Source organism: Roseovarius roseus, assembly GCF_043355935.2.
GTDB classification, from domain to species: domain Bacteria; phylum Pseudomonadota; class Alphaproteobacteria; order Rhodobacterales; family Rhodobacteraceae; genus Roseovarius; species Roseovarius roseus.
Genome location: NZ_JBHFPE020000001.1, coordinates 658,730 through 682,717, shown reverse-complemented (window position 1 = coordinate 682,717; position 23,988 = coordinate 658,730). Strand labels below are relative to the sequence as shown.

Annotated in this window: 20 protein-coding genes, 3 tRNA genes, 1 pseudogene and 1 riboswitch; of the genes and pseudogenes, 20 read left to right on the top strand and 4 right to left on the bottom strand. The window is 65.6% G+C overall.

The annotated features are described in order from the left end of the window. Nucleotides 1-10 precede the first annotated feature (10 nt). Nucleotides 11-1,564, top strand: a pseudogene (locus ACEWPL_RS03425) (GMC family oxidoreductase). A 76-nt stretch (nucleotides 1,565-1,640) separates the two neighbouring features. Here ACEWPL_RS03425 and ACEWPL_RS03420 read toward each other — a convergent pair. Next, nucleotides 1,641-2,030, bottom strand: coding sequence for a ribbon-helix-helix domain-containing protein (locus ACEWPL_RS03420; protein WP_393930108.1), 390 nt, complete (start codon nucleotides 2,028-2,030; stop codon nucleotides 1,641-1,643). A gap of 147 nt (nucleotides 2,031-2,177) precedes the next feature. On the opposite strand from ACEWPL_RS03420, the gene ACEWPL_RS03415 reads away from it, so the two are divergent. The 10 genes from ACEWPL_RS03415 (at nucleotide 2,178) to ACEWPL_RS03370 (ending at nucleotide 9,824) form a co-directional block, all read left to right on the top strand. After that, nucleotides 2,178-2,768, top strand: coding sequence for a histidine phosphatase family protein (locus tag ACEWPL_RS03415; protein ID WP_393930111.1), 591 nt, complete (start codon nucleotides 2,178-2,180; stop codon nucleotides 2,766-2,768). Nucleotides 2,769-2,875: 107 nt separating this feature from the next. Next, nucleotides 2,876-2,951, top strand: a tRNA-Val gene (locus ACEWPL_RS03410). A 126-nt stretch (nucleotides 2,952-3,077) separates the two neighbouring features. Further along, nucleotides 3,078-3,285, top strand: a riboswitch (cobalamin riboswitch). A gap of 143 nt (nucleotides 3,286-3,428) precedes the next feature. Further along, nucleotides 3,429-5,279: a TonB-dependent receptor plug domain-containing protein gene (locus ACEWPL_RS03405; RefSeq protein ID WP_393930114.1), complete on the top strand. Its 1,851-nt coding sequence runs from the start codon at nucleotides 3,429-3,431 to the stop codon at nucleotides 5,277-5,279. Further along, nucleotides 5,203-6,144 (top strand): ABC transporter substrate-binding protein, encoded by a 942-nt coding sequence (locus tag ACEWPL_RS03400; RefSeq protein WP_420744325.1) that lies wholly within the window; start codon nucleotides 5,203-5,205, stop codon nucleotides 6,142-6,144. The genes ACEWPL_RS03405 and ACEWPL_RS03400 overlap by 77 nt, the downstream gene beginning before the upstream one ends. Further along, nucleotides 6,141-7,124: a FecCD family ABC transporter permease gene (locus ACEWPL_RS03395; RefSeq protein WP_393930120.1), complete on the top strand. Its 984-nt coding sequence runs from the start codon at nucleotides 6,141-6,143 to the stop codon at nucleotides 7,122-7,124. The genes ACEWPL_RS03400 and ACEWPL_RS03395 overlap by 4 nt, the downstream gene beginning before the upstream one ends. Beyond that, nucleotides 7,121-7,882 carry an ABC transporter ATP-binding protein gene (locus tag ACEWPL_RS03390; protein ID WP_393930123.1) on the top strand — a complete coding sequence of 254 codons (762 nt, stop codon included), beginning with the start codon at nucleotides 7,121-7,123 and terminating at the stop codon, nucleotides 7,880-7,882. Before ACEWPL_RS03395 ends, ACEWPL_RS03390 begins: the two co-directional genes overlap by 4 nt. After that, the gene (locus ACEWPL_RS03385; RefSeq protein ID WP_393930126.1) at nucleotides 7,879-8,541 is read left to right on the top strand and encodes an adenosylcobinamide amidohydrolase; all 663 of its coding nucleotides are present in this window, start codon (nucleotides 7,879-7,881) and stop codon (nucleotides 8,539-8,541) included. The genes ACEWPL_RS03390 and ACEWPL_RS03385 overlap by 4 nt, the downstream gene beginning before the upstream one ends. Nucleotides 8,542-8,657: 116 nt before the next feature. Beyond that, nucleotides 8,658-8,734 (top strand) — tRNA-Asp (locus ACEWPL_RS03380). 178 nt (nucleotides 8,735-8,912) lie between these two features. Further along, nucleotides 8,913-8,989: transfer RNA gene (locus ACEWPL_RS03375), tRNA-Asp, on the top strand. A gap of 388 nt (nucleotides 8,990-9,377) precedes the next feature. Further along, nucleotides 9,378-9,824 carry a type II toxin-antitoxin system RatA family toxin gene (locus ACEWPL_RS03370; RefSeq protein WP_393930129.1) on the top strand — a complete coding sequence of 149 codons (447 nt, stop codon included), beginning with the start codon at nucleotides 9,378-9,380 and terminating at the stop codon, nucleotides 9,822-9,824. Here the strand turns inward: ACEWPL_RS03370 and ACEWPL_RS03365 are convergent. The 3 genes from ACEWPL_RS03365 to ACEWPL_RS03355 are packed head-to-tail and all read right to left on the bottom strand — an operon-like array spanning nucleotide 9,815 to nucleotide 11,909. Continuing rightward, nucleotides 9,815-10,288 (bottom strand): CinA family protein, encoded by a 474-nt coding sequence (locus ACEWPL_RS03365; protein ID WP_393930132.1) that lies wholly within the window; start codon nucleotides 10,286-10,288, stop codon nucleotides 9,815-9,817. The two genes, ACEWPL_RS03370 and ACEWPL_RS03365, sit on opposite strands and share 10 nt — an antisense overlap. Further along, nucleotides 10,285-10,779 carry a phosphatidylglycerophosphatase A family protein gene (locus ACEWPL_RS03360; RefSeq protein WP_393930135.1) on the bottom strand — a complete coding sequence of 165 codons (495 nt, stop codon included), beginning with the start codon at nucleotides 10,777-10,779 and terminating at the stop codon, nucleotides 10,285-10,287. The genes ACEWPL_RS03365 and ACEWPL_RS03360 overlap by 4 nt, the downstream gene beginning before the upstream one ends. Next, nucleotides 10,776-11,909, bottom strand: a complete 1,134-nt coding sequence (locus ACEWPL_RS03355; RefSeq protein ID WP_393930223.1) for a bifunctional 2-C-methyl-D-erythritol 4-phosphate cytidylyltransferase/2-C-methyl-D-erythritol 2,4-cyclodiphosphate synthase — start codon at nucleotides 11,907-11,909, stop codon at nucleotides 10,776-10,778. Before ACEWPL_RS03355 ends, ACEWPL_RS03360 begins: the two co-directional genes overlap by 4 nt. A gap of 98 nt (nucleotides 11,910-12,007) precedes the next feature. Here ACEWPL_RS03355 and dusB point away from each other — a divergent pair, with 98 nt between their 5' ends. From dusB to hflX, 9 genes are all read left to right on the top strand, one after another. Beyond that, the gene (gene dusB / locus ACEWPL_RS03350) at nucleotides 12,008-13,009 is read left to right on the top strand and encodes a tRNA dihydrouridine synthase DusB (protein ID WP_393930137.1); all 1,002 of its coding nucleotides are present in this window, start codon (nucleotides 12,008-12,010) and stop codon (nucleotides 13,007-13,009) included. Continuing rightward, nucleotides 13,006-14,106 carry a two-component system sensor histidine kinase NtrB gene (locus ACEWPL_RS03345; RefSeq protein ID WP_393930140.1) on the top strand — a complete coding sequence of 367 codons (1,101 nt, stop codon included), beginning with the start codon at nucleotides 13,006-13,008 and terminating at the stop codon, nucleotides 14,104-14,106. Before dusB ends, ACEWPL_RS03345 begins: the two co-directional genes overlap by 4 nt. After that, entirely contained in the window at nucleotides 14,106-15,458 is a 1,353-nt protein-coding gene (locus ACEWPL_RS03340; RefSeq protein ID WP_393930142.1) for a response regulator, read from the top strand. Before ACEWPL_RS03345 ends, ACEWPL_RS03340 begins: the two co-directional genes overlap by 1 nt. 81 nt (nucleotides 15,459-15,539) lie before the next feature. After that, nucleotides 15,540-17,825: a sensor histidine kinase NtrY-like gene (locus ACEWPL_RS03335; protein WP_393930145.1), complete on the top strand. Its 2,286-nt coding sequence runs from the start codon at nucleotides 15,540-15,542 to the stop codon at nucleotides 17,823-17,825. Between the two features lie 3 nt (nucleotides 17,826-17,828). Further along, nucleotides 17,829-19,211 (top strand): nitrogen assimilation response regulator NtrX, encoded by a 1,383-nt coding sequence (gene ntrX / locus ACEWPL_RS03330; protein WP_393930148.1) that lies wholly within the window; start codon nucleotides 17,829-17,831, stop codon nucleotides 19,209-19,211. 80 nt (nucleotides 19,212-19,291) lie between these two features. Next, a complete protein-coding gene (trkA, locus tag ACEWPL_RS03325; RefSeq protein ID WP_393930151.1) occupies nucleotides 19,292-20,668 on the top strand; it encodes a Trk system potassium transporter TrkA in 1,377 nt (458 codons plus the stop codon). Between the two features lie 3 nt (nucleotides 20,669-20,671). Then, nucleotides 20,672-22,216, top strand: coding sequence for a TrkH family potassium uptake protein (locus ACEWPL_RS03320; protein WP_393930154.1), 1,545 nt, complete (start codon nucleotides 20,672-20,674; stop codon nucleotides 22,214-22,216). 178 nt (nucleotides 22,217-22,394) lie between these two features. Then, nucleotides 22,395-22,634 (top strand): RNA chaperone Hfq, encoded by a 240-nt coding sequence (gene hfq / locus ACEWPL_RS03315; RefSeq protein ID WP_336424422.1) that lies wholly within the window; start codon nucleotides 22,395-22,397, stop codon nucleotides 22,632-22,634. Between the two features lie 24 nt (nucleotides 22,635-22,658). After that, entirely contained in the window at nucleotides 22,659-23,987 is a 1,329-nt protein-coding gene (hflX, locus tag ACEWPL_RS03310; RefSeq protein ID WP_393930157.1) for a GTPase HflX, read from the top strand. The last annotated feature ends 1 nt before the right edge of the window (nucleotide 23,988 follow it).

The window sequence follows — 23,988 nt, the reverse complement described above, 5'->3', positions numbered from 1 at the left end:
GGTTGGCACCATGACGGCACCATTTGACCTCACCGACGACAGCGTTGTCGTCATCATCGGAACCGGCGCCGGGGGCGGGGTTCTGGCAAACGAGCTGGCCCAGAAGGGCGTCAGCGTCGTCGCTCTCGAGGCGGGCGGTATCTGCCCGAGGATTACATCAACGACGAATGGGACAGCTTCGGCCAACTGGCCTGGCTCGACGGACGCACGACCTCGGGCGACTGGCGCGTGGCCAATGATTTCTCGGGTCTGCCCGCCTGGATCGTCAAGGCCGTGGGCGGCACGACCACCCACTGGGCGGGCGCGTCCCTGCGCTTTCAGGATCACGAGTGGAAGGCCCGGACGCATTACGGCGCGGTCGAGGGCGCGAACCTTCTGGACTGGCCGATCGACGGGGCCGAGATGGCGCCCTATTACGACAAGGCCGAGAAAAAGCTGAACGTGACCCGCACCAATGGCAATGCGGGTCTGCCGGGCAACAACAATTACAAGGTCTTCGAGGCCGGCGCGCAAAAGCTGGGCTACAAGGAGGTCAGCACCGGCCGCATGGCGATCAACTCGGCCCCGACCGAAGACCGCCTGGCCTGCCAGCAGACGGGGTTCTGCTTTCAGGGCTGCAAATGGGGCGCCAAGTGGTCCTCGGCCTATACAGACATCCCGGCAGGCGAGGCGACCGGCAATCTGGAGGTGCGCGAGAAGGCCCACGCGCTACGGATCGAGCATGATGACAGCGGCAAGGTCACCGGCGTTGTCTATATTGATGCGGATGGCAATGAACAGATGCAAAAGGCACGCATCGTCTGCGTGGCCGGCAATTCCATCGAAAGCCCGCGCCTTTTGCTCAACTCGGCCAGCGCAATGTTCCCCGATGGCCTCGCCAACAGCTCGGGGCAGGTGGGGCGCAACTACATGCGTCACCTCACCGGCTCGGTCTATGGCATCTTCGACAAGCCGGTGAAGATGTGGCGCGGCACGACCATGGCGGGCATCGTTCAGGACGAGGCGCGGCACGATCCCGGCCGCGGGTTTGTCGGCGGGTATGAGCTGGAAACGCTGGCCCTCGGCATTCCCTTCATGGCCGCCTTCCTCGATCCCGGCGCATGGGGCCGCGAGTTCACCTCCGCGCTCGATCAGTACGAGAACATGGCGGGCATGTGGATCGTGGGCGAGGACATGCCGCAGGAGACGAACCGCGTGACGCTCAATACCGACGTGACCGACCAGTTCGGCCAGCCGGTGCCGAATGTGCATTACTCGGATCATGCCAATGACGTGGCGATGCGCAACCATGCCTATGAGAGGGGTCAGGCCATCTATGATGCGATGGGCGCCGACGCCGCCTTACCCCTCGACGCATAACCTCGGGACCAACCGCATGTCGGAGAAGGCCGAGGATGGCGTCGTAAACCGCTGGGGGCAGAGCCACGATATCGCCAACCTTTTCGTCTCGGACGGCTCGCAATTCACGACCGGTGCGGCAGAGAACCCGACGCTGACCATCGTGGCGCTGGCGATCCGGCAGGCGGACCACATCGCGGATGAGATGGGCAAGGGCAACCTCTAAATTCTGAAACCGCGCAAGCCCGGTACGTTCTCAACGTGCCGGGCTTTTGCTTGTCTGCCGCTCGAGTGCGCTGGCGTCAGTGCTGTTTCGAATTCGTCGCGCGGCGCTGGCCCGCTGCAACGTTGCGTTTGCGTTCTTCGCTCAGGATCTCTTCGACGGGCAGGGCCTCGAAATCGACGGAACTGTCGCTGGCGATCAGGCCGTTCAACTGCAGGTCGATAAAGCGCATGCAGCAGACGCGCAGGAACGAGGTGAAATTCCCCAGATCATGCCCCTCATCGATTGATTCGTTGTAAAGCTGGTGCAGCAGTTGCGGCACGTTCAGATCCTGCCGCTGCGCGATATCCTCCAGTACGGACCAGAACATTTGCTCCAGCCGGACACTGGTGACCATGCCCTCCATGCGGAACGAGCGTGTCGCGCTTTCCCATAATGTCGGGTCGGCCCCGATGAACAGACGGCACATGGCATGATCTCCTTGAAAGCATCACGTTGATGCTAGCCGCGTGCCCGCGCCCGGCCAAGCGAAAGATTCTGCGGCGCTTGGCGGTGTGCGGGATTGGCGCCGCCTGCAGGGTGGATTAAGACGTGCCTGCAAGCGGATGATTTCGGGATGGTTCTGAATATGGTTCAAGTGACATGGCCCGAGATTTGGTTTCTCCGCCACGGCCAGACCGAGTGGAATCTGGCGGGCCGCATCCAGGGGCGACTGGATTCGCCGCTGACGGCGCTGGGGCGTGCGCAGGCGCTGCAGCAGGCCGGGCTGATCACCGATATTGCAGCGCGCGTCGCCGGAGGGGCGGGCGGCATCTATGTCTCGCCGCTGGGCCGGGCGCGTGAAACCGCCGCGCTGGCCATGCCCGCCCACACGCCCGTCATCGACCCGCGCCTTGCCGAGATCGACACCGGCGCCTGGGAGGGGCAGAGCAAGGCGGACCTTGCGCAGGGGGCCAATGACCTCGCAACCTATGCCAAGGCTCCGGGCGGCGAGGGACTGGAGGCGCTGATTGCCCGTGTGCGCAGCTTTGCCGAGGATCTGCGTGGCCCCAGCATCGTGGTGGCGCACGGTCTTTGGGGGCAGGTGCTGCGCGGCCTTGCCACCGGGCTGCCGCCCGAGGCGATGGGCGCGCAGGACAACGTGCAGGGCTGCGTCTATCATCTGTCGCAGGGCACCGAGCGGCGCATCGACCCGCCAAAGCTTTGATGAGTCACCGATTTCGCGGCGCTACGGCCCCGCGATGACAGCCGCGGGACAGATTGCTGCTGCATGGGTCTTGCGCGAGCCGCCAGATGGCGCTAATCCGGCGGCGCGGGTGGTTAGCTCAGTTGGTAGAGCGTTTCGTTTACACCGAAAATGTCGGGGGTTCGAGCCCCTCACCACCCACCATAATTCCACTATATTACAATGGCCTATCGCGCGCGGGTGATCCTGGTGTCGCGGTTGGCGGGCACCGCATCATTTCCAATTTGAATATTTTTCGTTTTTCCCCCTTTTCCAAAGGGGGTCTCTGCGCTAGGCAGATCCTACTTCGGTCCGGGCGTTAACAGCCCCCGGATAATAGGGAACGCGGTCAGGTGCCTTGCGCCGAATCCGCGACTGCCCCCGCAACTGTAGGCGGTGAGCGAAGCCGGAACAACGTCACTGCCGTGCCTTGCGGTGGGAAGACCCGGCCCAGCGTTGACCCGCAAGTCAGGAGACCTGCCGGAGTGTTCACCCTGTCCGGACGCGGGGCGCGTCATGGGCAACGGATCCTTCCGTTGTGGTGGCATTCTCGCCGCCTGCGGAAGCACACATTACCGCTTCTCCGCATGCATATCCAAGCACTGCAGCGTCCCCGCGTGGGGCGCGTCCGGAGACCCCGATATGAAAAACATTCTTCTTACATCCACCATCCTGACCGGCGCACTAGCCACGGCGGCGCAGGCCCAGCAGACCTATGATCTGGGCACGCTCGTCCTGTCCAGCAGCCTGACCCCGGTCGAGCTGGGCCGCACCGGTGCCACTGTCGAAGTGGTGGAAGGCGTTGAGGCCGGCGGCAATGACAGCTCGGTCATTGACCGGCTGACGCGCCTGCCGGGCGTCAGCTCCACCTCGAATGGCGGTCTGGGCGCTAATGGCTCAATCCAGATCCGCGGCCTGCCGTCGCGCTATGTGGGCGTGCGCATCAACGGGCTGGATGTAACAGACCCCTCGAACACGCAAAATCAGTTCAACTTCGGCGGCCTGACATCCTCGGGCATTTCCCGCGTCGAGGTGCTTAAGGGCGCGCAATCGGCGCTCTACGGCTCCGAGGCGATTGCCGGCATCATTGACGTGACCACCTACCGCCCCGAGTCCCTCGGGTTTTCCGGTGAGGCCCAGGTCGAGGGCGGCAGCTTTGGCACCTATTCCGGGACGCTCAGCACCGGCTACCGGTCGGACAAGGGTTTTGTCGCGCTCAGCTATGGCCGCATCCAGACGGACGGCATCTCGGCGCAGAGCTTCAACACCGAGGATGACGCGTTCGAGCAGACCACGATCGATCTGACCGGCGAATATGCCGCCACCGACACCCTGACCTTCGGCGGTGCCTTGCACTACCGCGACGGCGAGGTCGAGATCGACCGCAGCGCCTTCTCGAATGACGCGACGGGCAGCAACCTCTTTACCGAGCAAGGCGCACGCATCTTCGCCACGCTTGAGACCGGGTCCGTCACTCACACGCTGAGCTACAGCTATTTCGAGATGGAGCGTGACGATCCGCTCAGCCAGTTCACCATTAACTTCAAGGGCGACCGGAATACGCTGGATTATCTGGCCTCCGCGCGGCTCAGTGACGCGGCGACCCTCAACTTGGGCGCCGAATGGACCGAAGAGACCTTCAGCAGCACCCCCGGCGTATCGCCCTTCGCGAACCCGGCAACCAGCGGATCGGACGAAACGACGGCGATCAATGCCGAACTGCTCCTCAGCCCGAGCGCCGATATCGATCTTTCGGCGGCTTTGCGCTATGATGACAATTCGAATTTCGGGGGCAAGGTCACGGGGCGCGTGGCAGCCGCCTGGCGCGCCAGCGAGGATGTGACGTTTCGTGGCCTGATCGGCACCGGCTACCGCGCGCCGTCCCTATACGAGCGCTTTGGTTTCTACGGCCTGCCCACCCTGCAGCCCGAGGAAAGCACCAGCTACGAGATGGGCGTTGAAAAGACCTTCGGCACCGCTGGCTTTGTCAAGGCGACGCTGTTCTACACGGATGTCGAGGATTTGATCGATTACCAGTTCACGAATACGGCCTGCAACAATGGTGGCAACGGCTGCTACGTTCAGATCCCGGGCACGACCACGTCCAAGGGTCTGGAGCTGTCGGGTGAATATGCGCTGACCTCGCGCGTCACGGCCTTCGGTGCCTATACCTATGTCGATGCCGAAACCGATGGGGCGCGGCTGACGCGTACGCCTAAACATGACATCGTCATGGGCCTCAGCAGCGATTTCACCGACCGCCTGTCGGGCTATGTCGATCTGCGCCATGTCGCCGATATCGTGCCCCTTGATCCAGCCAATACCAAGGTGGATGACTACACCCTTGTCGGCGCCGGGATCAGCTATGATGTCACCGACACTGCACAGCTTTATCTGCGGATCGAGAACCTCACCGATGAGGATTACGAGACGGCGGGCGGGTTCAATCAGCCGGGCCGCGCGGCCTATGTCGGGCTTCGTGCCAGTTTCTGAGCGCATAAGACGCCTTCTCGCATCCGCCTGCCTGGCGGGTGCGGTGTTCTTTTGCGCGGCGCAGCCCGCGCAGGCGCAGGCAGCAAACCAGCCGCCACAGCGTGTCGTTTCCATCAATCTTTGCACGGATCAGCTGGCCATGCTGCTCGCGGGCGAGGATCAGCTGATCTCGGTCAGCCGGATCGCGCTGGACCCGCGCGTCTCGCCCATGGCGGAAGAGGCCGGGCAATATGCGATCAATGCGGGCCGGGCCGAAGAGGTGCATGTGATGCAGCCCGATCTGGTCGTCGCAGGCACCTATACCTCGCGCGACACCATCGCCATGCTGCGCCGCCTCGGCATCGAGGTGGTCCAGTTCGATATCGTTCACTCGCTGGATGACGTGCGCGCCCGGATCCTGGAAATGGGCGCGGCATTGGGCCGTGAGGCCGCCGCTCAGGAAATGGTCGCCCGCTTTGATACCGATCTGGCGGCGCTGCGGAGTGCCGCGCCAGACAAAGGCGCGATGCCGCGCGCGGCGCTTTACTATGCCAATGGCTATACCTCCGGCGCGAAATCACTGGCGACCGATATCCTGACGGCAGCCGGCCTGCGCAATGCGCCCGCCGAGGCAGGCTATGACTGGGGCAAGCTGCCGCTTGAGGTGCTGGCGCTGATCGACCCGGATCTGGTCATCACCGCGCGGCGCTATCCCGGCGGCAGCCGCGCCGAGGAGGTGATGGACCATCCCGTGGTCGGCGATCTGCGCGGGCAGGCGGGACGGGCGGCACTGACGGATCAGGACTGGGTCTGCGGCACGCCCTATGTGCTGCGCGCCATCGGCGATATGGCCCGTGCGCGCCGCACCTTCGAGGCTGGTGGATGAGCCGTGTGATGATCCCGCTGGCGTTGACGCTCGCGATGCTTTTCGCCGCCTCACTTCTGGTGGGGCCTGCCGAACTGGGCATCGGCGACAGCCTTGCCGCGCTGTGGCAGGGCGGGGACGGGCCGATCGCGACCGTGATGCGTCAGATCCGCCTGCCGCGCGCGATTCTGGCGGTCATGATAGGGGGCAGCCTTGGCCTCAGCGGGGCGGCGATGCAGGGCTATCTGCGCAATCCGCTGGCCGAGCCGGGACTGATCGGCGTCTCCAGCTCGGCGGCTCTGGGCGCTGTGCTGGCGATCCAGACGGGGCTCGCCGCGGCTTATACGCTGGGCCTGCCGCTCGCCGCGCTGGCGGGGGCGCTTGGCGGCGTGATTCTGGTGATGACTCTGGCGGGGCCGCGCGGCGGGGCGCTGACGCTGATCCTTGCGGGGATCGCCATCTCGGCCCTTGCCGGGGCGCTGACATCGCTGGTGCTGAACCTCTCGCCAAACCCCTTCGCTGCCAATGAAATCGTCTTCTGGATGATGGGCTCGCTCTCGGACCGCTCGATGGTCCACGTCTGGCTGGCGCTGCCGCTGATGGCTGTGGGCTGGATCCTGCTGGGCACGCTGGGCCGGGGGCTGGACGCGCTGACGCTGGGTGAGGACGCCGCGGGCGCGATGGGAATCAGCCTTGGCCGGATGCGCCTGGTGCTGGTCATTGGCACGGCCTGCGTCGTGGGGGCCGGGACCGCCGTCGCGGGGGCGATTGGCTTTATCGGGCTGGTGGTGCCGCATATCCTGCGCCCGCTGGTTGGGGCGCGGCCCTCGCTCCTGCTATGGGCCTCGGCGCTTGGCGGGGCGATCATGCTGCTCGCCGCCGATATCGCCGTCCGGCTGATCCTGCCGTCGCAGGATCTGAAGCTGGGCGTGCTGACCGCCATCGTCGGCGCGCCGGTCTTCCTCCACCTCATCTTCAAGACGCGAAAGGACGGGATATGAGCCTTTTGACGCTTGACCGCCTTGGCGTCACACTGCGGGGGCGCAGCATCCTCAAGGATGTGAGCCTCGACATCGCGCCGGGCGAGTTCGTCGGCCTGATCGGTCCCAATGGCGCGGGCAAGACCACGCTGATGCGCGCGGCGCTCGGCCTTATTCCCAGCACCGGTCATAGCAGCCTTGCCGCAATGGCCCCGCGCGCACGGGCCAAAGCCGCCGCCTGGATGCCGCAGGCGCGCGAAATCGCCTGGCCCGTTACGGTCGAGACGCTGGTGATGCTGGGCCGGGTGCCGCATCTGGGCGCCGGACAGCGCGCCGCGCCCGCCGATATTGCGGCGACGGAGGCCGCCATCGCCCGCATGGGGCTGGAGCCCTTGCGCCACCGCGCCGCCACGCGCCTTTCGGGCGGCGAAACGGCGCGCGTTCTGATCGCGCGCGCGCTGGCGCAGGATACGCCCCTTCTGATGGCGGACGAGCCGACGGCAGGCCTTGATCCCGCGCACCAGATATCGACGATGGAAACCTTTGCCGCGCTGGCCGCGCAGGGCAAATCCTGCCTCGTATCGCTGCATGATCTGGGCCTTGCCGTGCGCCATTGCACGCGCCTGATCCTCTTGGCGCCCGGCGAGGGTCTGGTCGCCGATGGCGCGCCCGAGGCGGTGCTTACCCCCGAGCGGCTGGACGATGTCTTCGGCATCGAGGCGGCGTTTCGCCGGGGCGAGGGTGGCCCGCTTTTTCAGCCATTGCGCGTGACGCGATGACCGTGCTGACGCTGGAGGCCCCGTGGCTCGAGCTTGATCTGGGCGCCGAGACGCGTGTGCTGAGCTGGGCGGTCCATCGCCCCGGTTTCGTGCTGGCGCGGCGTATCCTCTGGCGCGAGGTGCGCAACGCCGACCTGCCTGCCGATCTGGATGTCGAGGATTGGCTGCAGAGCGCGCTGGCCGCGCGGAGTGCCCTGGACGCGGTCACCTTTCTGACCTCGCGCGACATCACTTGCAATCACGTTACCACGGCCGAGGTCGAAGGCGCCAAGGCCACCGCCGTCGCAACCGTGGGCCTGTCGAACGCCGAGCGGATTGGCCAGCGCGTCGACCGCAGGGGCCATGACTGGGGCACCATCAACATCGCGCTGCGCCTTGACACAGGGCAGGGCGCTGGCCTGACCGATGCGGCGCTGGTGGAGGCGCTCAGTATCGCCGCCTCGGCCCGCACGGCCGCCGTCATGGAGGTGGGGTTGGAGCTGCCCAGCGGACTTGCCACGGGCACCGGCACGGACTGTATTGCCGTGGCCGCCGCACCGGGGACCACGGCCTATGCCGGGATGCATACCGATGTCGGCGTCGCGGCGGGCAGGGCGGTTTTCGACGCGGTCCACCGGGGCGCGGTCGAATGGATGGAAACCGTGCGCCGCCGCCCCTGACCTCAGATACGCGGCAAAGCGAAATTAGCTGAAACTGCCGCTTGACGCATCCGACCGCGCCGACTAAAGACGTCCCATCGCGAACGGGGCATCAGCCCGGTGCGCGCTTGCAGTGGGCGGTTGTAGCTCAGTTGGTTAGAGTACCGGCCTGTCACGCCGGGGGTCGCGGGTTCGAGCCCCGTCAACCGCGCCACCGCTGCATTTTCCGATATTCCAAAGAGTTATGTGGTCGCCGCCAGCCTTCTGGCACGCGTGATCCGGGCCTTGCGCCATCGGATTCCGGGCGGTGCAGAAAAACCGCTTCTTGCGGTAAAAAGGCATCTTTTCAGCATTGACGGGTCGGGCTGGCTGAATTACTCCAAGCCTCACGCGCGGTTGTAGCTCAGTTGGTTAGAGTACCGGCCTGTCACGCCGGGGGTCGCGGGTTCGAGCCCCGTCAACCGCGCCACTTTCCCCCTTTGATCTTTGCTCGATCCCCATCCGGGGGTTGATCACGGCCGATAGCCGCGCTGCATCGTCTTTTCCGGCGTCAGCGCCTCGGGCCAGCCATAGACCCGCTCGACAGCGTAGAGAGCGACGCAAACCGCGATGATCGCCAGGACGAATTTCACATGTCCCGCGCTGGGTGGATTTTGTGCCCACCGCGTCATCCGTAGAAGCCACCTGCTGTTCATGCGCCTGCGTCTCTGCCTTCGTCTTCGGCGCCGTGGCGCCGCCACCTCTCGGACCGCTATATTCGCCATGCCGCGCCGATGGGCCGACCGCCGGCCCTTGTCATTTGCGCCCCAGTCTATGACATAAGGGCCCACTGTCACGCGAAAACCCCGGAGGCGGCCTTGCCCACCCATTCCGAAACCCGACATCTTCCTTACACCGCCCAGCAGATGTACGATCTGGTGGCCGATGTGGGGAATTACCCTGAATTCCTGCCGTGGACCGCAGCCGCCCGCGTGCGCAGCCGGACCGAGCAGCCGGACGGGTCCGAGGTGATGGAGGCCGATCTGGTCATCAGCTTCAAGGTTTTTCGCGAGAAATTCGCAAGCCGCGTCGTGCTTTATCCTGAGGCAAAGAAGATCGACACGGAATATCTGGATGGTCCGTTCAAACACATGATTTCGAACTGGAAATTCACCGATGCCGAGGACGGCTGCACGGTGGATTTCCACGTCGATTTCGAGTTTCGCAACCGCATTCTGCAATCAGCGGCCGGGCTCTTCTTCTACGAGGCGATGCAGCGCATCGTGCGCGCATTCGAGCGGCGTGCGCGCGAGCTTTACGGCTGATCCAGCGCGTCAGCCAGCAGCGTCAGCGCATGGTCGCGCGCGGCGCGGCGCACGGTATCCCGACCAAGCGCGCCGAAGTCCTGCAGTTCGGTCTTCACGTCGCGCCCCTTTCGGGCGATCCCGAACCAGACGCGCCCCTCGGGCTTGTAATCTGATCCGCCCGGGCCGGCGATGCCGGTGATCGATACGGCCAGATGCGCGCGGGACGCGGCCAGCGCGCCCGCAGCCATCTCGGCGGCGACCTCGGCACTCACGGCCCCATGTGCGGCGAGTGATCTGGACGAGACGCCCAGCATCTCGATTTTCGCTTCATTCGAATAGGTTACGAAGCCACGTTCAACCACGTCCGAACTGCCCGGTACGTCCGTCAGCGCGGCCATGACCATGCCCCCGGTGCAGCTTTCGGCGGCCGCGATCATCACGCCCTGCGCGCGCGCCTTCGCCAGCAGATCCGCAGGTGTCACGTCATCACCCCATGCGCCACTGCCGCCAGCACGATGACGCAGAGTGCCGCCAGGAGGCCCGCGATCAGATCGTCCAGCATGACCCCCAGCGGGGTGTGCCGGCGATCCGCCCAGCCGACCGGACCGGGCTTGAGAATGTCGAAGAGGCGAAAGAGCACGAAGGCGGCAATCCAGCCCGGCCAGAGCGCGAAGATGGACGCGCCTACATGCCACGCGCCAAAGGAGATCGGCAGCAGCGCGACCCACTGGCCGACCACCTCGTCAATCACCACATGCGACGGATCGTGATCATCCTCCCAGCGCGTCACCTGCGTCGTGGCCCATAGCCCTTCGAAGAATGCCGCAATCGATGCGATGACCAACAACCACGGCCCACCGATCAGGTGCAAGAGCGCCGCCATGGGCAGCGCGGCAAGCGATCCCCAAGTGCCTGGGGCAGGGCGCAGGTGGCCGACACCGCCCACCGTCGCAACAAGGCGCGCCACCTTCACGGCGCCACCAGAAGGACGCTGGCCAGCGCGGCGATCCCTTCCTCGCGGCCGGTAAAGCCAAGGCGCTCGGAGGTCGTTGCCTTGACCGAGATCCGGTCCGGCGCGAGGCCCGTGAGCGTGCTCAGCGCGGCCTGCATCGCCGCTGCATGCGGCCCGATCTTGGGCTGCTCGCAGACAAGAGTGACGTCCATATTGCTGATATCATAGCCTTTCTGCGCAGTGAGGCCGACGGCATGGCGCAGGAAGATATGGCTTTCGGCACCCTTCCATTCCGCCTCGCTGGGCGGGAAATGGCGTCCGATATCGCCCTCGGCCAGCGCGCCGTAGATCGCATCGCAAATCGCGTGTAGCCCCACATCCGCATCCGAATGCCCCTGAAGGCCGCGCCCATGCGGCACGGGAACGCCGCAGAGCATGACGTGATCGCCGAGGCCGAACCGATGCACATCATAGCCGTTGCCAATGCGAATATCCATTCTGCCTCTCAAAAGGGCCTCGGCCCGCGCGAAATCAGGGGGGTAGGTGATCTTGAGGTTTTCCTCATCGCCCGGCACGATCACGACGTCAAGCCCGGCGGCACGCGCCACGGCCACGTCATCGGCGGCCTCGCCCTCATGGTGGCGATGGGCGGCGAGGATGGCATCATAGTCAAACCCCTGCGGCGTTTGCGCGCGGAACAGGCCCGCGCGGTCCCGCGTGCCCGTCACGCGCCCCTCCGCCCCCGTCCAAAGCGCGTCGGTCACCGGCAGGGCAGGCGCGGCGGCCACGGCGCCGCCCTCAAGAGCGGCCAGAACCCGCCGGATCAGGGCAGGCGCGGCGCAAGGCCGTGCCACGTCATGGATCAGAACATGGGCACATCCCGTGCCGCTCAGCGCCTCCAGCCCCGCGCGCACGGATGCGGCGCGGGTGCTGCCGCCCGGCGTGACGCGCACGCCTTCGGGGGCGGAATAGGACGCGATATCATCGGGATGGAGGGCGATCATGATCTCATCCACCTCCGCCACCGCCTGAAATGCGCGCAAGGTCCAGTCGATCACGCGCGCGCCGGCCAGCGGCTGCCATTGCTTGGGCAGATCGCCTCCCGCGCGGGTTCCGCGCCCGGCAGCGACTATTAAAACAGCACATGTCATGAAAAGCAGCGTATCGTGCTGCAGTGCGGCGCGCAATTCATTGCAAAAGGCCCCCCGCGCCGGATAGACATAAGCGCGCGATACCGGGACCCTTGCACATGCCGCTCGACCACAATCTGACCCTTGGCGATATCGAGCTGGCCTCGCCCGTTCTGCTGGCGCCGCTGGCGGGGATCACGGACCTGCCATTTCGCACCTTGGTGGCGCGGTTCGGCGCGGGGCTGGTGGTCAGCGAGATGATCGCAAGCCAGGAAATGGTGCAATCCAAACCCTCCGCCCGCGACAAGGCCGAGTTGGGGCTGGGCGATGTGGCAACAGCGGTTCAGCTGGCCGGCTGCGAGGCGGTCTGGATGGCCGAGGCCGCGCGGATGGCCGAGGCCGAGGGCGCCCGCATCATAGATATCAACATGGGCTGCCCCGCAAAGAAAGTGACGCGCGCGCAAGGGTCCGGCGCCGCCGGATCGGCGCTGATGCGCGACCCGGATCATGCGCGCAGCCTGATCGAGGCAGTGGTCCGCGCCGTCCGCGTGCCGGTGACGTTGAAAATGCGGCTTGGCTGGGACGACGATCAGCGAAACGCCCCGCTTCTGGCCCGCATGGCCGAAGAGGCGGGCGCCGCGATGGTCACGGTGCATGGCCGCACGCGCTGCGAGTTCTACAAGGGTCGCGCCGATTGGGCCGCGATCCGCGCGGTGCGCGACGCGGTGCGCATTCCCGTGATTGCCAATGGCGACATCGTCGATGCGGCCTCGGCGCGGCAGGCGCTGGCCGCATCGGGGGCGGATGGCGTGATGGTCGGGCGCGGCGCGCAGGGCCGTCCCTGGGCGTTGGCCGAGGTCGCGCACCGCCTTGCGGGCGCGCCTGCGCCGCGTATCCCTCAGGGTGCGGCACTGGCCGACATGATCTGCGCGCATTACGAGGCGATGCTGGATTTCTACGGTACCGCTCTTGGCGGGCGCGTCGCGCGCAAGCATCTGGGCTGGTATCTGGAGAAAGCCGATCCGGCGCTGCGCCGACAGATCCTGACCTCGGACACACCCGCGGATGTGCTGCGCAGGATCCCCGAGGCCGTCTCGGGCCGCCTGCAGGCGGCGGCATGAGCGGGCAAGGCGATACGCTATGGGCGGCGCTTCCTCTGCCTGCGCTGCTACTGGACCATGAGGACCGCGCGCTGCGCGCCAACCCCTCGGCCGAGGCCTTTCTGAACGCCTCGGCACGGGTTATAGAGGGCCAGCCGATCTGGTCGCTGATGCAGCTCGACACGCCGATCGAGGCGGCGCTTACACGCGCACGCGACGATGGCGCGCCGCTATTCGTATCGGACGTGGGGATCGCAGCGGGCGCGCATGCCCCGATCCAGTGCAGCCTGCAGGTTGCGCCCTATACGGGCCTCAGTGACGATGGTAAGCCTCTGGGCGAGGGAACGATGCTGGTGCTCATCACCCCGCGCGAGCTCTCGGGCCACATGGTGCTGGACCCTGCCACGCGTCCGGCGGCCCGTTCGGCCATCGGTATGGCCGAAATGCTGGCCCATGAGATCAAGAACCCGCTGGCCGGAATCACCGGCGCCGCACAGCTTCTGTCGATGAACCTCGGCCCCGAGGACCAAGAGCTGACGGACCTCATCGTCAGCGAGAGCCGCCGGATCGTCGCGCTGCTGGGGCAGGTCGAAAGCTATGGCAATATCGCGCCGCCGCGTCTGAGGCGGGTCAATGTGCATGACGTGTTACGTCGCGCGCGGCGCAGCGCGCTGCTTGGCTTTGCGTCGGAGATGCGCATCGACGAGGTTTATGATCCCTCACTGCCCGATGCTTGGGCAGATCCTGACATGCTGCTACAGGTGCTGCAGAACCTGCTAAAGAACGCGGCCGAGGCTGCCGGACCCGAGGGCGGCACGATCACGCTGCGCAGCTATTTCGAGCAGGGCGCGCGCCGCCGCGGCCAGGACGGCGCGGGCGAGCCGTTGCCCCTGCAGATCGAGGTCATCGATGACGGCCCCGGCGTGCCGCCCGAGCTGACGGCCAGCCTGTTCGAGCCCTTCGTATCAAGCCGCGAGAATGGCACCGGACTGGGCCTGGCCCTCGCCGCGCGGATCATCGAGGGTCATGGCGGCTGGATCGCCGCCACATCGCGGCCCGGCCGCACGGTATTTCGTTTATCCTTGCCGCTTGCGGCGCGCAGCATGGAGGCAACCTGATGGATGGCACGGTCCTGATCGCAGATGATGACCGTACAATACGCACGGTCCTGTCGCAGGCCCTGACGCGGGCGGGCTGCAAGGTGCATGCGACCTCCAGCCTGACCACGCTGATGCGCTGGATCGGCGAGGGGATGGGCGATGCGGTAATCTCGGACGTGATCATGCCCGATGGTAACGGCCTAGAAATGCTGCCCAAGATCGCGGCCGAGCGTCCGGGCCTGCCCGTGATCATCATCTCGGCGCAGAACACCGTGATGACCGCCATCCGCGCCGCCGAGGCCGAGGCATGGGATTACCTGCCCAAGCCCTTCGATCTGCCAGACCTCATGACGCGCACAGCCCGCGCGCTGGACAGCCGCCGCGCGGCACGCGCCCCCGCGCCCGACCGTCCGCCCGAAGAGCTGCCGATCGTCGGGCAAAGCGCGCCGATGCAGGCGCTCTTCCGCGTCCTGGCGCGGGTGATCAATACCGATCTTCCGGTCTGGATCTCGGGCGAATCGGGCACCGGAAAATCCCTGATCGCACGGGTGATCCATGACGTCTCGGACCGGCGTGCGCAGCCTTTCGTGACGGTCGGCCCGGCGGATCTGGGCGACGATGCCGCGCCCGCGCGCCTGTTGTCGCGGGCCGGGGGCGGGACCATCGTGCTGGATGGCCTCCACGATTTCGGCGAGGCGGCGCAGCTGCGCGCGCTTTTGCTGATCGACGCGGCCGGGCGGGCGCCCTCCGGCGCGCAGCCGCGCCTGATCGGGACCGCGCAGAGCACCACGGGCCTGCGCGAGGACCTTTATTACCGCCTTGCGGGCGCTGAGATCGACGTGCCGCCCCTGCGCGCGCGCCGAGACGATATCGCGCTGCTGGCGACGCATTTTCTCTATCTGGCCGAGACACAGGGCGCCGAGACACGCCGCCTTGCGCCCGACGCGCTCGAGGCGCTGCGCGCCCATGACTGGCCCGGAAACCTGCGCGAGCTGGAGCATGCCGCGCATCGCCTTGCGCTCTCGGGGCGCGCGCCGGAGATTCCGCGCGCCGAGGTGGATGCGCTGCTGGCCGCGCGCGCCTCATCCCCCGCCGCACCAAGCGCCGCCGCGCTGGCCGAGACGCTGCCCGAGGCGGTCGCCGCCCATGTGCAGCGCTATTTCGACCTCCACGGAGAAGAGCTTCCGCCCGCTGGCCTTTATTCGCGCGTTCTGCGCGAGATAGAGGCGCCGCTCTTGCGGATTGCGCTGGATGCGGTGGGCGGAAATCAGGCCAAATGCGCCGACCTGCTGGGCATCAACCGCAATACGCTACGCAAAAAAATGACCGAGCTAGATATTGAGGTGACACGCCGCCGCAAGTTGATGTAAAAGCGCAACATGACTGTGGCGCAAATGGGGTTTCCCCCGGGCGCGCCACCACATGTTGTAGGAGCGCCATAGGGCGCGACGATGCGCTGGGGGGTGCGAGTGGCCGCAAGGACACGCAGAATAGGCTGGGAGCGGATTTCGCGTCTGCGCCGTGCCAAGCGTTTCCAGACGGCGGCGACTTTCGGACTGGTGGTGTTGGGGCCAATCCTGGCCCTTGTCACCTTCCTTGTCATGGGGCCGCTGGACCAGGGCGCGCAGTCCAACGTGTTGCGCATCGTGCTGCTGGCCGATCTGATCTATGTCATCGCCGTTGCCGCCCTGGTGCTGCAGCGTGTGGTCCAGATGGTCTCGGCCCGGCGCTCACAATCTGCGGGCTCGCGGCTGCACCTGCGGCTGACCGGCGTCTTTGCAATCATGGCGCTTTTGCCGACGATCACTGTGGCGGTCTTTGCCACCCTGTCGGTCAACATGGGCCTTGAGGCGTGGTTTTCGGACCGGGTCGGGCGGGTGGTCAGCAATTCCGTCGCCGCCGCAGAGGCCTATGAGGACGAGCACCGCCGCGATCTGATCATCGACGCGCAGGCACTTGCCCAATACCTCGAAGAAATCAAGCAGCGCAGCGTGTTCATGGATGATGGCGACATTCGGCAGATCCTGTCCGAGGGCCAGCGCGAGATCCAGCGCGGCCTGCGCGAGGCCTTCGTCATCGACGGCACCGGCGAGATCCGCGCGCGGGGCGAAAGCTCGTATCTCTTCGACTATGAAGAGCCGAGCGCCGAGCGGCTGGCCGAGGCGCGCCGCGACGGGCTGCTGATCATTCAGGATTGGGACAATAACGAGTTTCGCGCGCTGATCCCGCTGGACGGGTTCGCCGACCGCTTCCTTTATGTCAGCCGCAATGTCGATGGCGATATTCTGAACCTCTTGGACGAGACCAAGGAGACCGCGAATTTTTACCAGCAGCGCGAAAGCGAGCGGGGCAGGGTGCTCTTCGAGTTCGGCCTGCTCTACCTCGGCTTTGCAGTGATCCTCATCCTTGCCGCGGTCTGGCTGGGCCTGTGGTTCGCCGAGCGTCTGGCCCGCCCCGTGGGCCGCCTGACCAGCGCGGCGCAGCGCATCGGGGCAGGCGACCTAGACGTGCAGGTGCGCGAGGAGGAGGGCGATGACGAGATCGCGCAGCTGAGCACCTTCTTCAACCAGATGACCCGCCAGCTGAAGGGCCAGCGCGCCGCGCTTTTGTCCAATACCGAGCAGATCGAGCGGCGCCGGCGCCTCTTTGATTCGGTGCTGGGGTCTGTCTCGTCGGGCGTGGTTGGCCTCGATGCCAAGGGGCGCATCACCTTCGTAAACCGCGCGGCGGAAAAGCTGCTGGACTGGCAGGAGGACCGGCAGTCGGTCGATCTGTCGGTCGCGGTGCCCGAATTCGCCGAGCTTTTCAAACGCCTGCGCAAAAGTGCCAGCGGCTTTGTCCAGGACGAGATCCGCGTCACCCGCGGCGGCGAGCAGGAGAGCCTGCTGGTGCGCATGTCCACCCGCCGCACCGATAGCGGCAAGCGAGAGGGCTATGTCGTCGCCTTTGATGACGTGACCGATCTGGTCAGCGCACAGCGCATGGCCGCTTGGGGCGATGTCGCCCGCCGCATCGCGCATGAGATCAAGAACCCGCTGACGCCCATCAAGCTGAGCGCGGAGCGCACGCAGCGCAAGTTCTCCAAGCTGCTGGGCGAAGAGGATGCCGAGTCGCTGGCGCAGCTGACGGGCGTGATCGTCCGCCAGACCGATGATCTGCGCCGCATCGTCGACGAGTTCAGCAAATTCGCCCGCATGCCCGAGCCGCAGCGCAAGCCCGAGAGCCTGACGCGCCTCCTGCGCGAGGCGGTTCTCTTGCAGGAGGCCGGCCAGCCCGATGTACGGATAGAGACGGATCTGGACGACGCGCCCCTTTGGGCTGACGTGGACGCCACGATGATTAGCCAGGCGCTAACGAACCTGATCAAGAACGCCGGTGAAGCCACGGAAACCTATATCGAAAAAGGCCTTGCGCCCGAGGGATACCAGCCCACCATCCGGGTGCGCAGCACTCATTCCGGGGGCCGCGCCGAGCTGAGCATTTCGGACAACGGCACCGGCTTGCCTGAGGACCGCTCGCGCCTGTTCGAGCCGTATGTGACGACGCGTGACAAGGGCACCGGGCTGGGCCTGCCGATCGTCAAGAAGATCATCGAGGAGCATGGCGGCACGCTGACCTTGATGGATGCCGATCCCTTTTCCGAGGGGGCGCATCCGGGGGCAATGGCCGTGATCAAGCTGGATTTGACCGTAATGGACATTGACCGGACGAGTAACGACGAGGCCGTGGGAGCATAGAGCATGAGCGATATTCTGATTGTGGACGACGAGCGGGACATCCGCGAACTGATTTCCGACATTCTCGAGGACGAGGGATACACCACCCGGCTGGCGGGCAACTCGGACGCAGCGATGGCCGCCATCGCCGCCGAACAGCCCGGCCTTCTGGTGCTGGATATCTGGCTGAAGGACAGCAACATGGATGGCATCGACATCCTGAAGGCCGTCAAGCGCGACTATCCCGAGGTGCCCGTCGTCATCATCTCGGGGCATGGCAATATCGAGATCGCGGTCGCTGCGATCAAGCAGGGCGCTTATGACTTCATCGAAAAGCCGTTCAATATCGACCAGTTGATGGTGGTCATCCGCCGCGGCATGGAAACCAGCCGCCTCCGCCGCGAGAATTCCACCCTCAAGCGGCGCGAGACGACGCCCGCCGATATGCTGGGCGACAGCGCGACGTTCCGTGCGCTGGTGGGTCAGCTCGACAAGGTCACGCGGTCGAACGGGCGGGTGATGCTCTCGGGGCCGGCCGGGTCGGGCAAGGAGCTGGCCGCGCGCTATATCCACGTCAATTCCAATCGCGCCGGCGCGCCCTTTGTCAGCGTCGGCTGCGCCTCGATCGAGGCGGAGCGCATGGAAGAGGTGCTGTTCGGCCGCGAAAGTGAGGAGAAGGGGATCGAGCCGGGCCTGCTGGAAGAGGCAAATGGCGGCGTCATTTATTTCGACGAGGTCGCCGACATGCCGCAGGGCACTCAGTCGAAGATCCTGCGGGTGCTGGTCGATCAGCAATTCCTGCGCGTCGGAGGCTCGGACAAGGTGCAGGTGGATCTGCGCGTCATTTCCTCGACCTCCCGCGATCTGGAGGAAGAAATTGCCGAGGGCCGTTTCCGCCGCGAGCTGTTCCACCGGCTGAACGTGGTGCCAATCGCAGTGCCGTCCCTGGAGGAGCGCCGCGACGATATTCCCCTTCTGGCCGAATATTTCATCGAGATGCTGAACAAGACCCAAGGTCTGCCCCTGCGCAAACTTGGCGGCGAGGCGCGCGCGCAGCTTCAGACGATGGGCTGGCCGGGCAATGTGCGCCAGCTGCGCAACGTGATCGAGAGAGTTCTGATCCTCGGCGACGGCTCGGGCGAGGTCGAGGCGCATGAGCTGCCCGGTGAGACCGAGGCCGCCCCCAGCGACGGGCGCGTGGTGCTGTCCGGATCGCTCTCGACCATGCCGCTGCGCGAGGCCCGTGAGGCGTTCGAGCGTGAGTACCTGCTGACCCAGATCAACCGCTATGGCGGCAATATCAGCCGCACCGCCGAATTCGTCGGGATGGAGCGCAGTGCGCTGCACCGCAAGCTGAAATCGCTGGGCGTCGTGACCTCGTCCAAACCGGGCGCGCGGGCGGGGTGAAACGCTTCGCCAGGCCTAGAACATTTGACCGCCCCGCGTTTGTCTGACACATCGGGCAATGCGGCTTTGAAAGGCATGACATGAAGGTCATCATTTGCGGCGCGGGACAGGTCGGCTGGCAGATCGCGCGCCATCTCTCGGGCGAAAAGAACGACGTGACGGTCGTGGACAGCAATCCCGACCTTGTGCGCCGGGCCACCGATACGCTGGACGTGCAGGGCCTGGCCGGTTTCGCCAGCTACCCCGATATCCTCGAGAGGGCAGGCGCGCGGGATGCGGATATGATCATCGCCGCCACCCATTCGGACGAGGTCAACATGGTGACCTGCCAGGTCGCCCACTCTGTCTTTGCCATCAGCCGCAAGATCGCGCGCCTGCGCAGTCAGTCCTATCTCGATGCGATCTATTCCGATCTCTACCGGCGCGATCACATGCCCATCGACGTCGTGATCAGCCCCGAAAAGGAGGTGGCCGAGGCCGCGCTGCAACGTCTTGCCGCGCCCGCCGCCTTCGACACCGAGAAATTCATGGGCGGCAAGGCGCAGCTCATGGGCTTGCGGCTGGATGACGATTGCCCGGTCGTCAACACGCCTCTGCGCCAGCTGTCGGATCTTTTCTCGACGCTGCGTGTCGTGGTTCTGGCCGTGCGGCGTGACGGGCGGCTCTTCGCGCCCGAGGCGGCGGATCAGCTGTTTGTCGGGGACGAATGCTATGTCTTTGCTCCGAACGAGGATATTCCGCGCACGCTCGAAGTTTTTGGCAAGAAGGCGCACAAGCAGGAGCGGGTGGTGATCCTGGGCGGCGGCAATGTGGGCCTCGCGGTCGCCAAGGCGCTGGAGGCGCGCGGGCGCGGTATCCGCGCCAAGGTGGTCGAGCGTGACCGCCGCATCGCCGAGCGTGCCGCCGACGCGCTGGAGCGGACCATCGTGCTGAACGGCGATGCGCTCGACCGTGCGATCCTGACCGAGGCAGGGATCGGCAAGGCTGACGCGGTGCTGGCGGTGACGGACGATGACAAGACAAACCTCCTGGCGGCCGTGCGCGCCAAGTCCGAGGGCTGCCCCTTTGCCATCGCTCTCATCAACGATCCCACGCTGATCCCGCTGCTGGAGCCGATCGGCGTCGACGCCTATATCAATCCGCGCGCCACCACGGTCAGCAGCATCCTGCGCCACATCCGCCACGGGCGCGTGCGCGGCGTCTATTCCATCGGCGATGCCGAGGCCGAGGTGATCGAGGCGCAGGTCATGTCGACCTCATCGATCGCGGGCACGATGATCCGCGATATCGATTTTCCCGAAGGCGTGCTGGTCGGCGCGGTGCAGAAGGGTGACAAGATCCTCAAGCCGACCGGCACCATGAGGATCGACGAGGGCGACGTGATTGTCATCTTCGCGATGGCTTCGGATGTCGAGCGGGTGGAGCAGTTGCTTCAGGTCTCGATCGACTTTTTCTAGGCCATGCGCGCGCCTCCCCGCCCTCTGCACCAATCCTCGCTGGCCCGCCTGCCGCTGATCCTGATTCTGGCGGCCATCGCCTCGGCGGCGATGTTCGTGCCGGCGCTCCATGCGCTGGTGCAGGGCGATCACACGGTATCTCGCTCCTTCGGGTATTCCGGCGCTCTGGGGCTGGTCCTGATCGGGCTGATCGCGCTGGCGATGGGTGGCAACAAGCGGCGCGAGGCCAGCGATCTCGACAATCTGATGTCCCTTTCGCTCGCCTTCATCGCGCTGCCCGTCTTTCTCGCCATCCCGTTCTACGAGGCGCTGCGCACGACCACCTTCCTCAATGCCTATTTCGAGATGGTCTCCTCGGTCACCACCACCGGGGCGACTATGTTCGACAAGCCGGGGCGCCTCACCGGCAGTCTGCATCTGTGGCGCGGGATGGTTGGCTGGATGGGCGGCCTTCTGATGTGGATCGCTGCCTCGGCGATCCTTGCGCCCCTCAACCTCGGCGGGTTCGAGGTGACGGCCACGGCCGAGCCGGGGCAGGGCGACGACCAGCAGGGCCGCTTTCAGCGCGCGGGCTCGGGTCGGCGCGTCTGGCAGGTCACATCGGCCTTGGCGCCTCTCTATATCGGCCTGACCGGGGCGCTGTGGCTTTTCCTTGCCATCGGGGGCGACCGGCCGCTGGTGGCGCTGATCCACGCGATGTCCACCATGGCCACCAGCGGTATTTCGCCCATCGGCGGGGTCGAACATGCAGGCTCCGGTATCGGCGGCGAGGTCGTCATTTTCTTTTTCCTGATGTTCGGATTGTCCCGGCTGACCTTTTCATCCGACACAGTTACGTCCGTGCGGCCCGGCCTGCACAACGATCCCGAATTCCGCCTCGGCATGCTGATCGTGCTGGCCGTTCCGATTTTACTCTTTTCGCGCCACTGGATCGCGGCGGCGGGCGCTGATCAGGTCGAGGATATCCCCTCGGCGCTCAGCGCGCTCTGGGGCGGGCTTTTCAGTATCGCGTCGTTCCTGTCGACCACCGGGTTCGAGAGCGCGCATTGGGACGTGGCGCGCGACTGGTCAGGTCTTGGCACGCCCGGCCTGCTGCTCATGGGTGCCGCGATGGTGGGCGGCGGCGTGGCCACCACGGCGGGCGGTGTCAAGCTTTTGCGCGTCTATGCTCTCTACCTCAACGGCCAGCGCGAGATGGAGCGGCTGGTCCATCCCAATTCGGTGGGCCGCGCCGGGGCGCGCAGCCGCCGTATGCGGCGGCAAGGTGCCTTCGTGGCCTGGATCTTCTTTATGCTTTTCGCGATGACGCTGGCGCTGATCACGGTGGTTCTGGCCGCTTTTGGCGTCGAATTCGAGCAAGCGATCATCCTTGCCATTGCGTCCCTGTCAACCACCGGCCCGCTGACCCAGATCGCCGGCGAGGTGCCCATCGCACTCAACCTGATGGCCCCCGCGGCCAAGCTGGTGGTCTGCGCCGCGATGGTGCTGGGGCGGTTGGAAATGCTGGCGGTCATCGCGCTGATCAGCCCCAGCCTCTGGCGCGACTGACGCGCGGCCCTGCCGCACCCCGCGGGCGGGGATTCGCCGCATCGGGCAACCTGCGGCAGTCATTTGATTTTAGGGCTGGAAACTCGATTGCTGGCGCTCCATATTGGGGGTTACCTATGACAAACACCCGAATGCCGATCCGCGGCATATTGCAAGAAAAATGGATTTGGGGACCAATATGGCATCTGACCGTCAAAACCTGCAGGACGCATTTCTCAATCAGGTGCGCAAGACCAAGACACCCGTGACGGTCTTCCTGATCAACGGGGTGAAATTGCAGGGCGTCATCACGTGGTTTGACAATTTCTGCATCCTTCTGCGCCGCGATGGCCAGTCGCAACTGGTCTACAAGCATGCGGTTTCGACCATCATGCCCTCGCAGCCGATCAGCCTCTATGACGGTGACGATGCGGCCTGATCGGCCCATCCGGAAAGTTCTTCCATGATCGACGACGACGAGTTCGAGCTGCGCCCAGATGCGGATGGCAGCTATGATACCCGCACGCGTGACACGCGCGCCTGGGTGGTGCATCCCGATATCTGGAAATCCGGCGGTCACGCGCGCAAGCCCGAACTGGCGCTGGAAGAGGCGGTGGCCCTCGGCCATGCCCTGCCGGGCCTTGAGGTGCTGGGTGGCACCGTTGTGCGGCTGCCCAAGGTGCATCCGGGCAAGCTTTTTGGCAAAGGCAAGATCGCCGAGCTGAAGGCGGAATTCGCCGCCAATGATATTGAACTGGTGCTGATCGACGGGCCGGTCAGCCCCGTCCAGCAGCGCAATCTGGAAAAGGAATGGGGCGTCAAGATCCTTGATCGCACCGGCCTGATCCTCGAGATTTTCAGCGACCGCGCGGCGACGCGCGAGGGCGTGTTGCAGGTGGAAATGGCGGCACTCAGCTACCAGCGCACGCGCCTTGTCCGCGCCTGGACCCACCTTGAGCGGCAGCGCGGCGGGCTCGGGTTCGTCGGCGGCCCCGGCGAGACGCAGATCGAGGCGGACCGCCGCGCAATTGACACGCAGCTGGTGCGCCTGCGCCGGCAGCTCGACAAGGTGGCCAAGACTCGCACGCTGCACCGCGCGGCGCGCGCCAAGGTGCCGTTTCCGATCGTCGCGCTGGTCGGCTATACGAACGCCGGGAAATCCACGCTTTTCAATCGCCTGACAGGTGCCGAGGTGATGGCCAAGGACATGCTCTTTGCCACGCTGGACCCGACGATGCGGCGTATCGCGCTGCCCGGCGGCGGGCCTGAGGTCATCCTGAGCGACACGGTGGGCTTCATCTCGGACCTGCCGACCGAGCTGGTCGCCGCCTTCCGCGCCACGCTGGAGGAAGTGCTGAGCGCCGATCTGATCTGCCATGTGCGCGACATCTCGCATCCTGAGACCGAGGCGCAGAAGGCCGATGTCGAGGTGATCCTGGAGAGCCTCAAGGTCAGCGCCGATGTGCCCCGGATCGAGATCTGGAACAAGATCGACCTGATGCCCGAAGAGGAGCGCACCGCCCTCGTCACCCGCGCCGAACGGACCGACGATGTGCAGGCTGTCTCGGCGGTCACGGGCGAGGGGATGGAGGCGCTTGTCACGCGGATCGGCACCATGCTGACCGGCGATACGCGGGTCGAGCAGATCGATCTGCCCTATGCCGAGGGGCGCAAGCGCGCCTGGCTGCATGAGCAAGGCGTGATCGAGGACGAGGCGCAGGGCGACGACGGTTACCGCCTCACGGTCCGCTGGACCGCCCGTCAGCGCGCCGAGTTCGACGCGCTGAAATAAA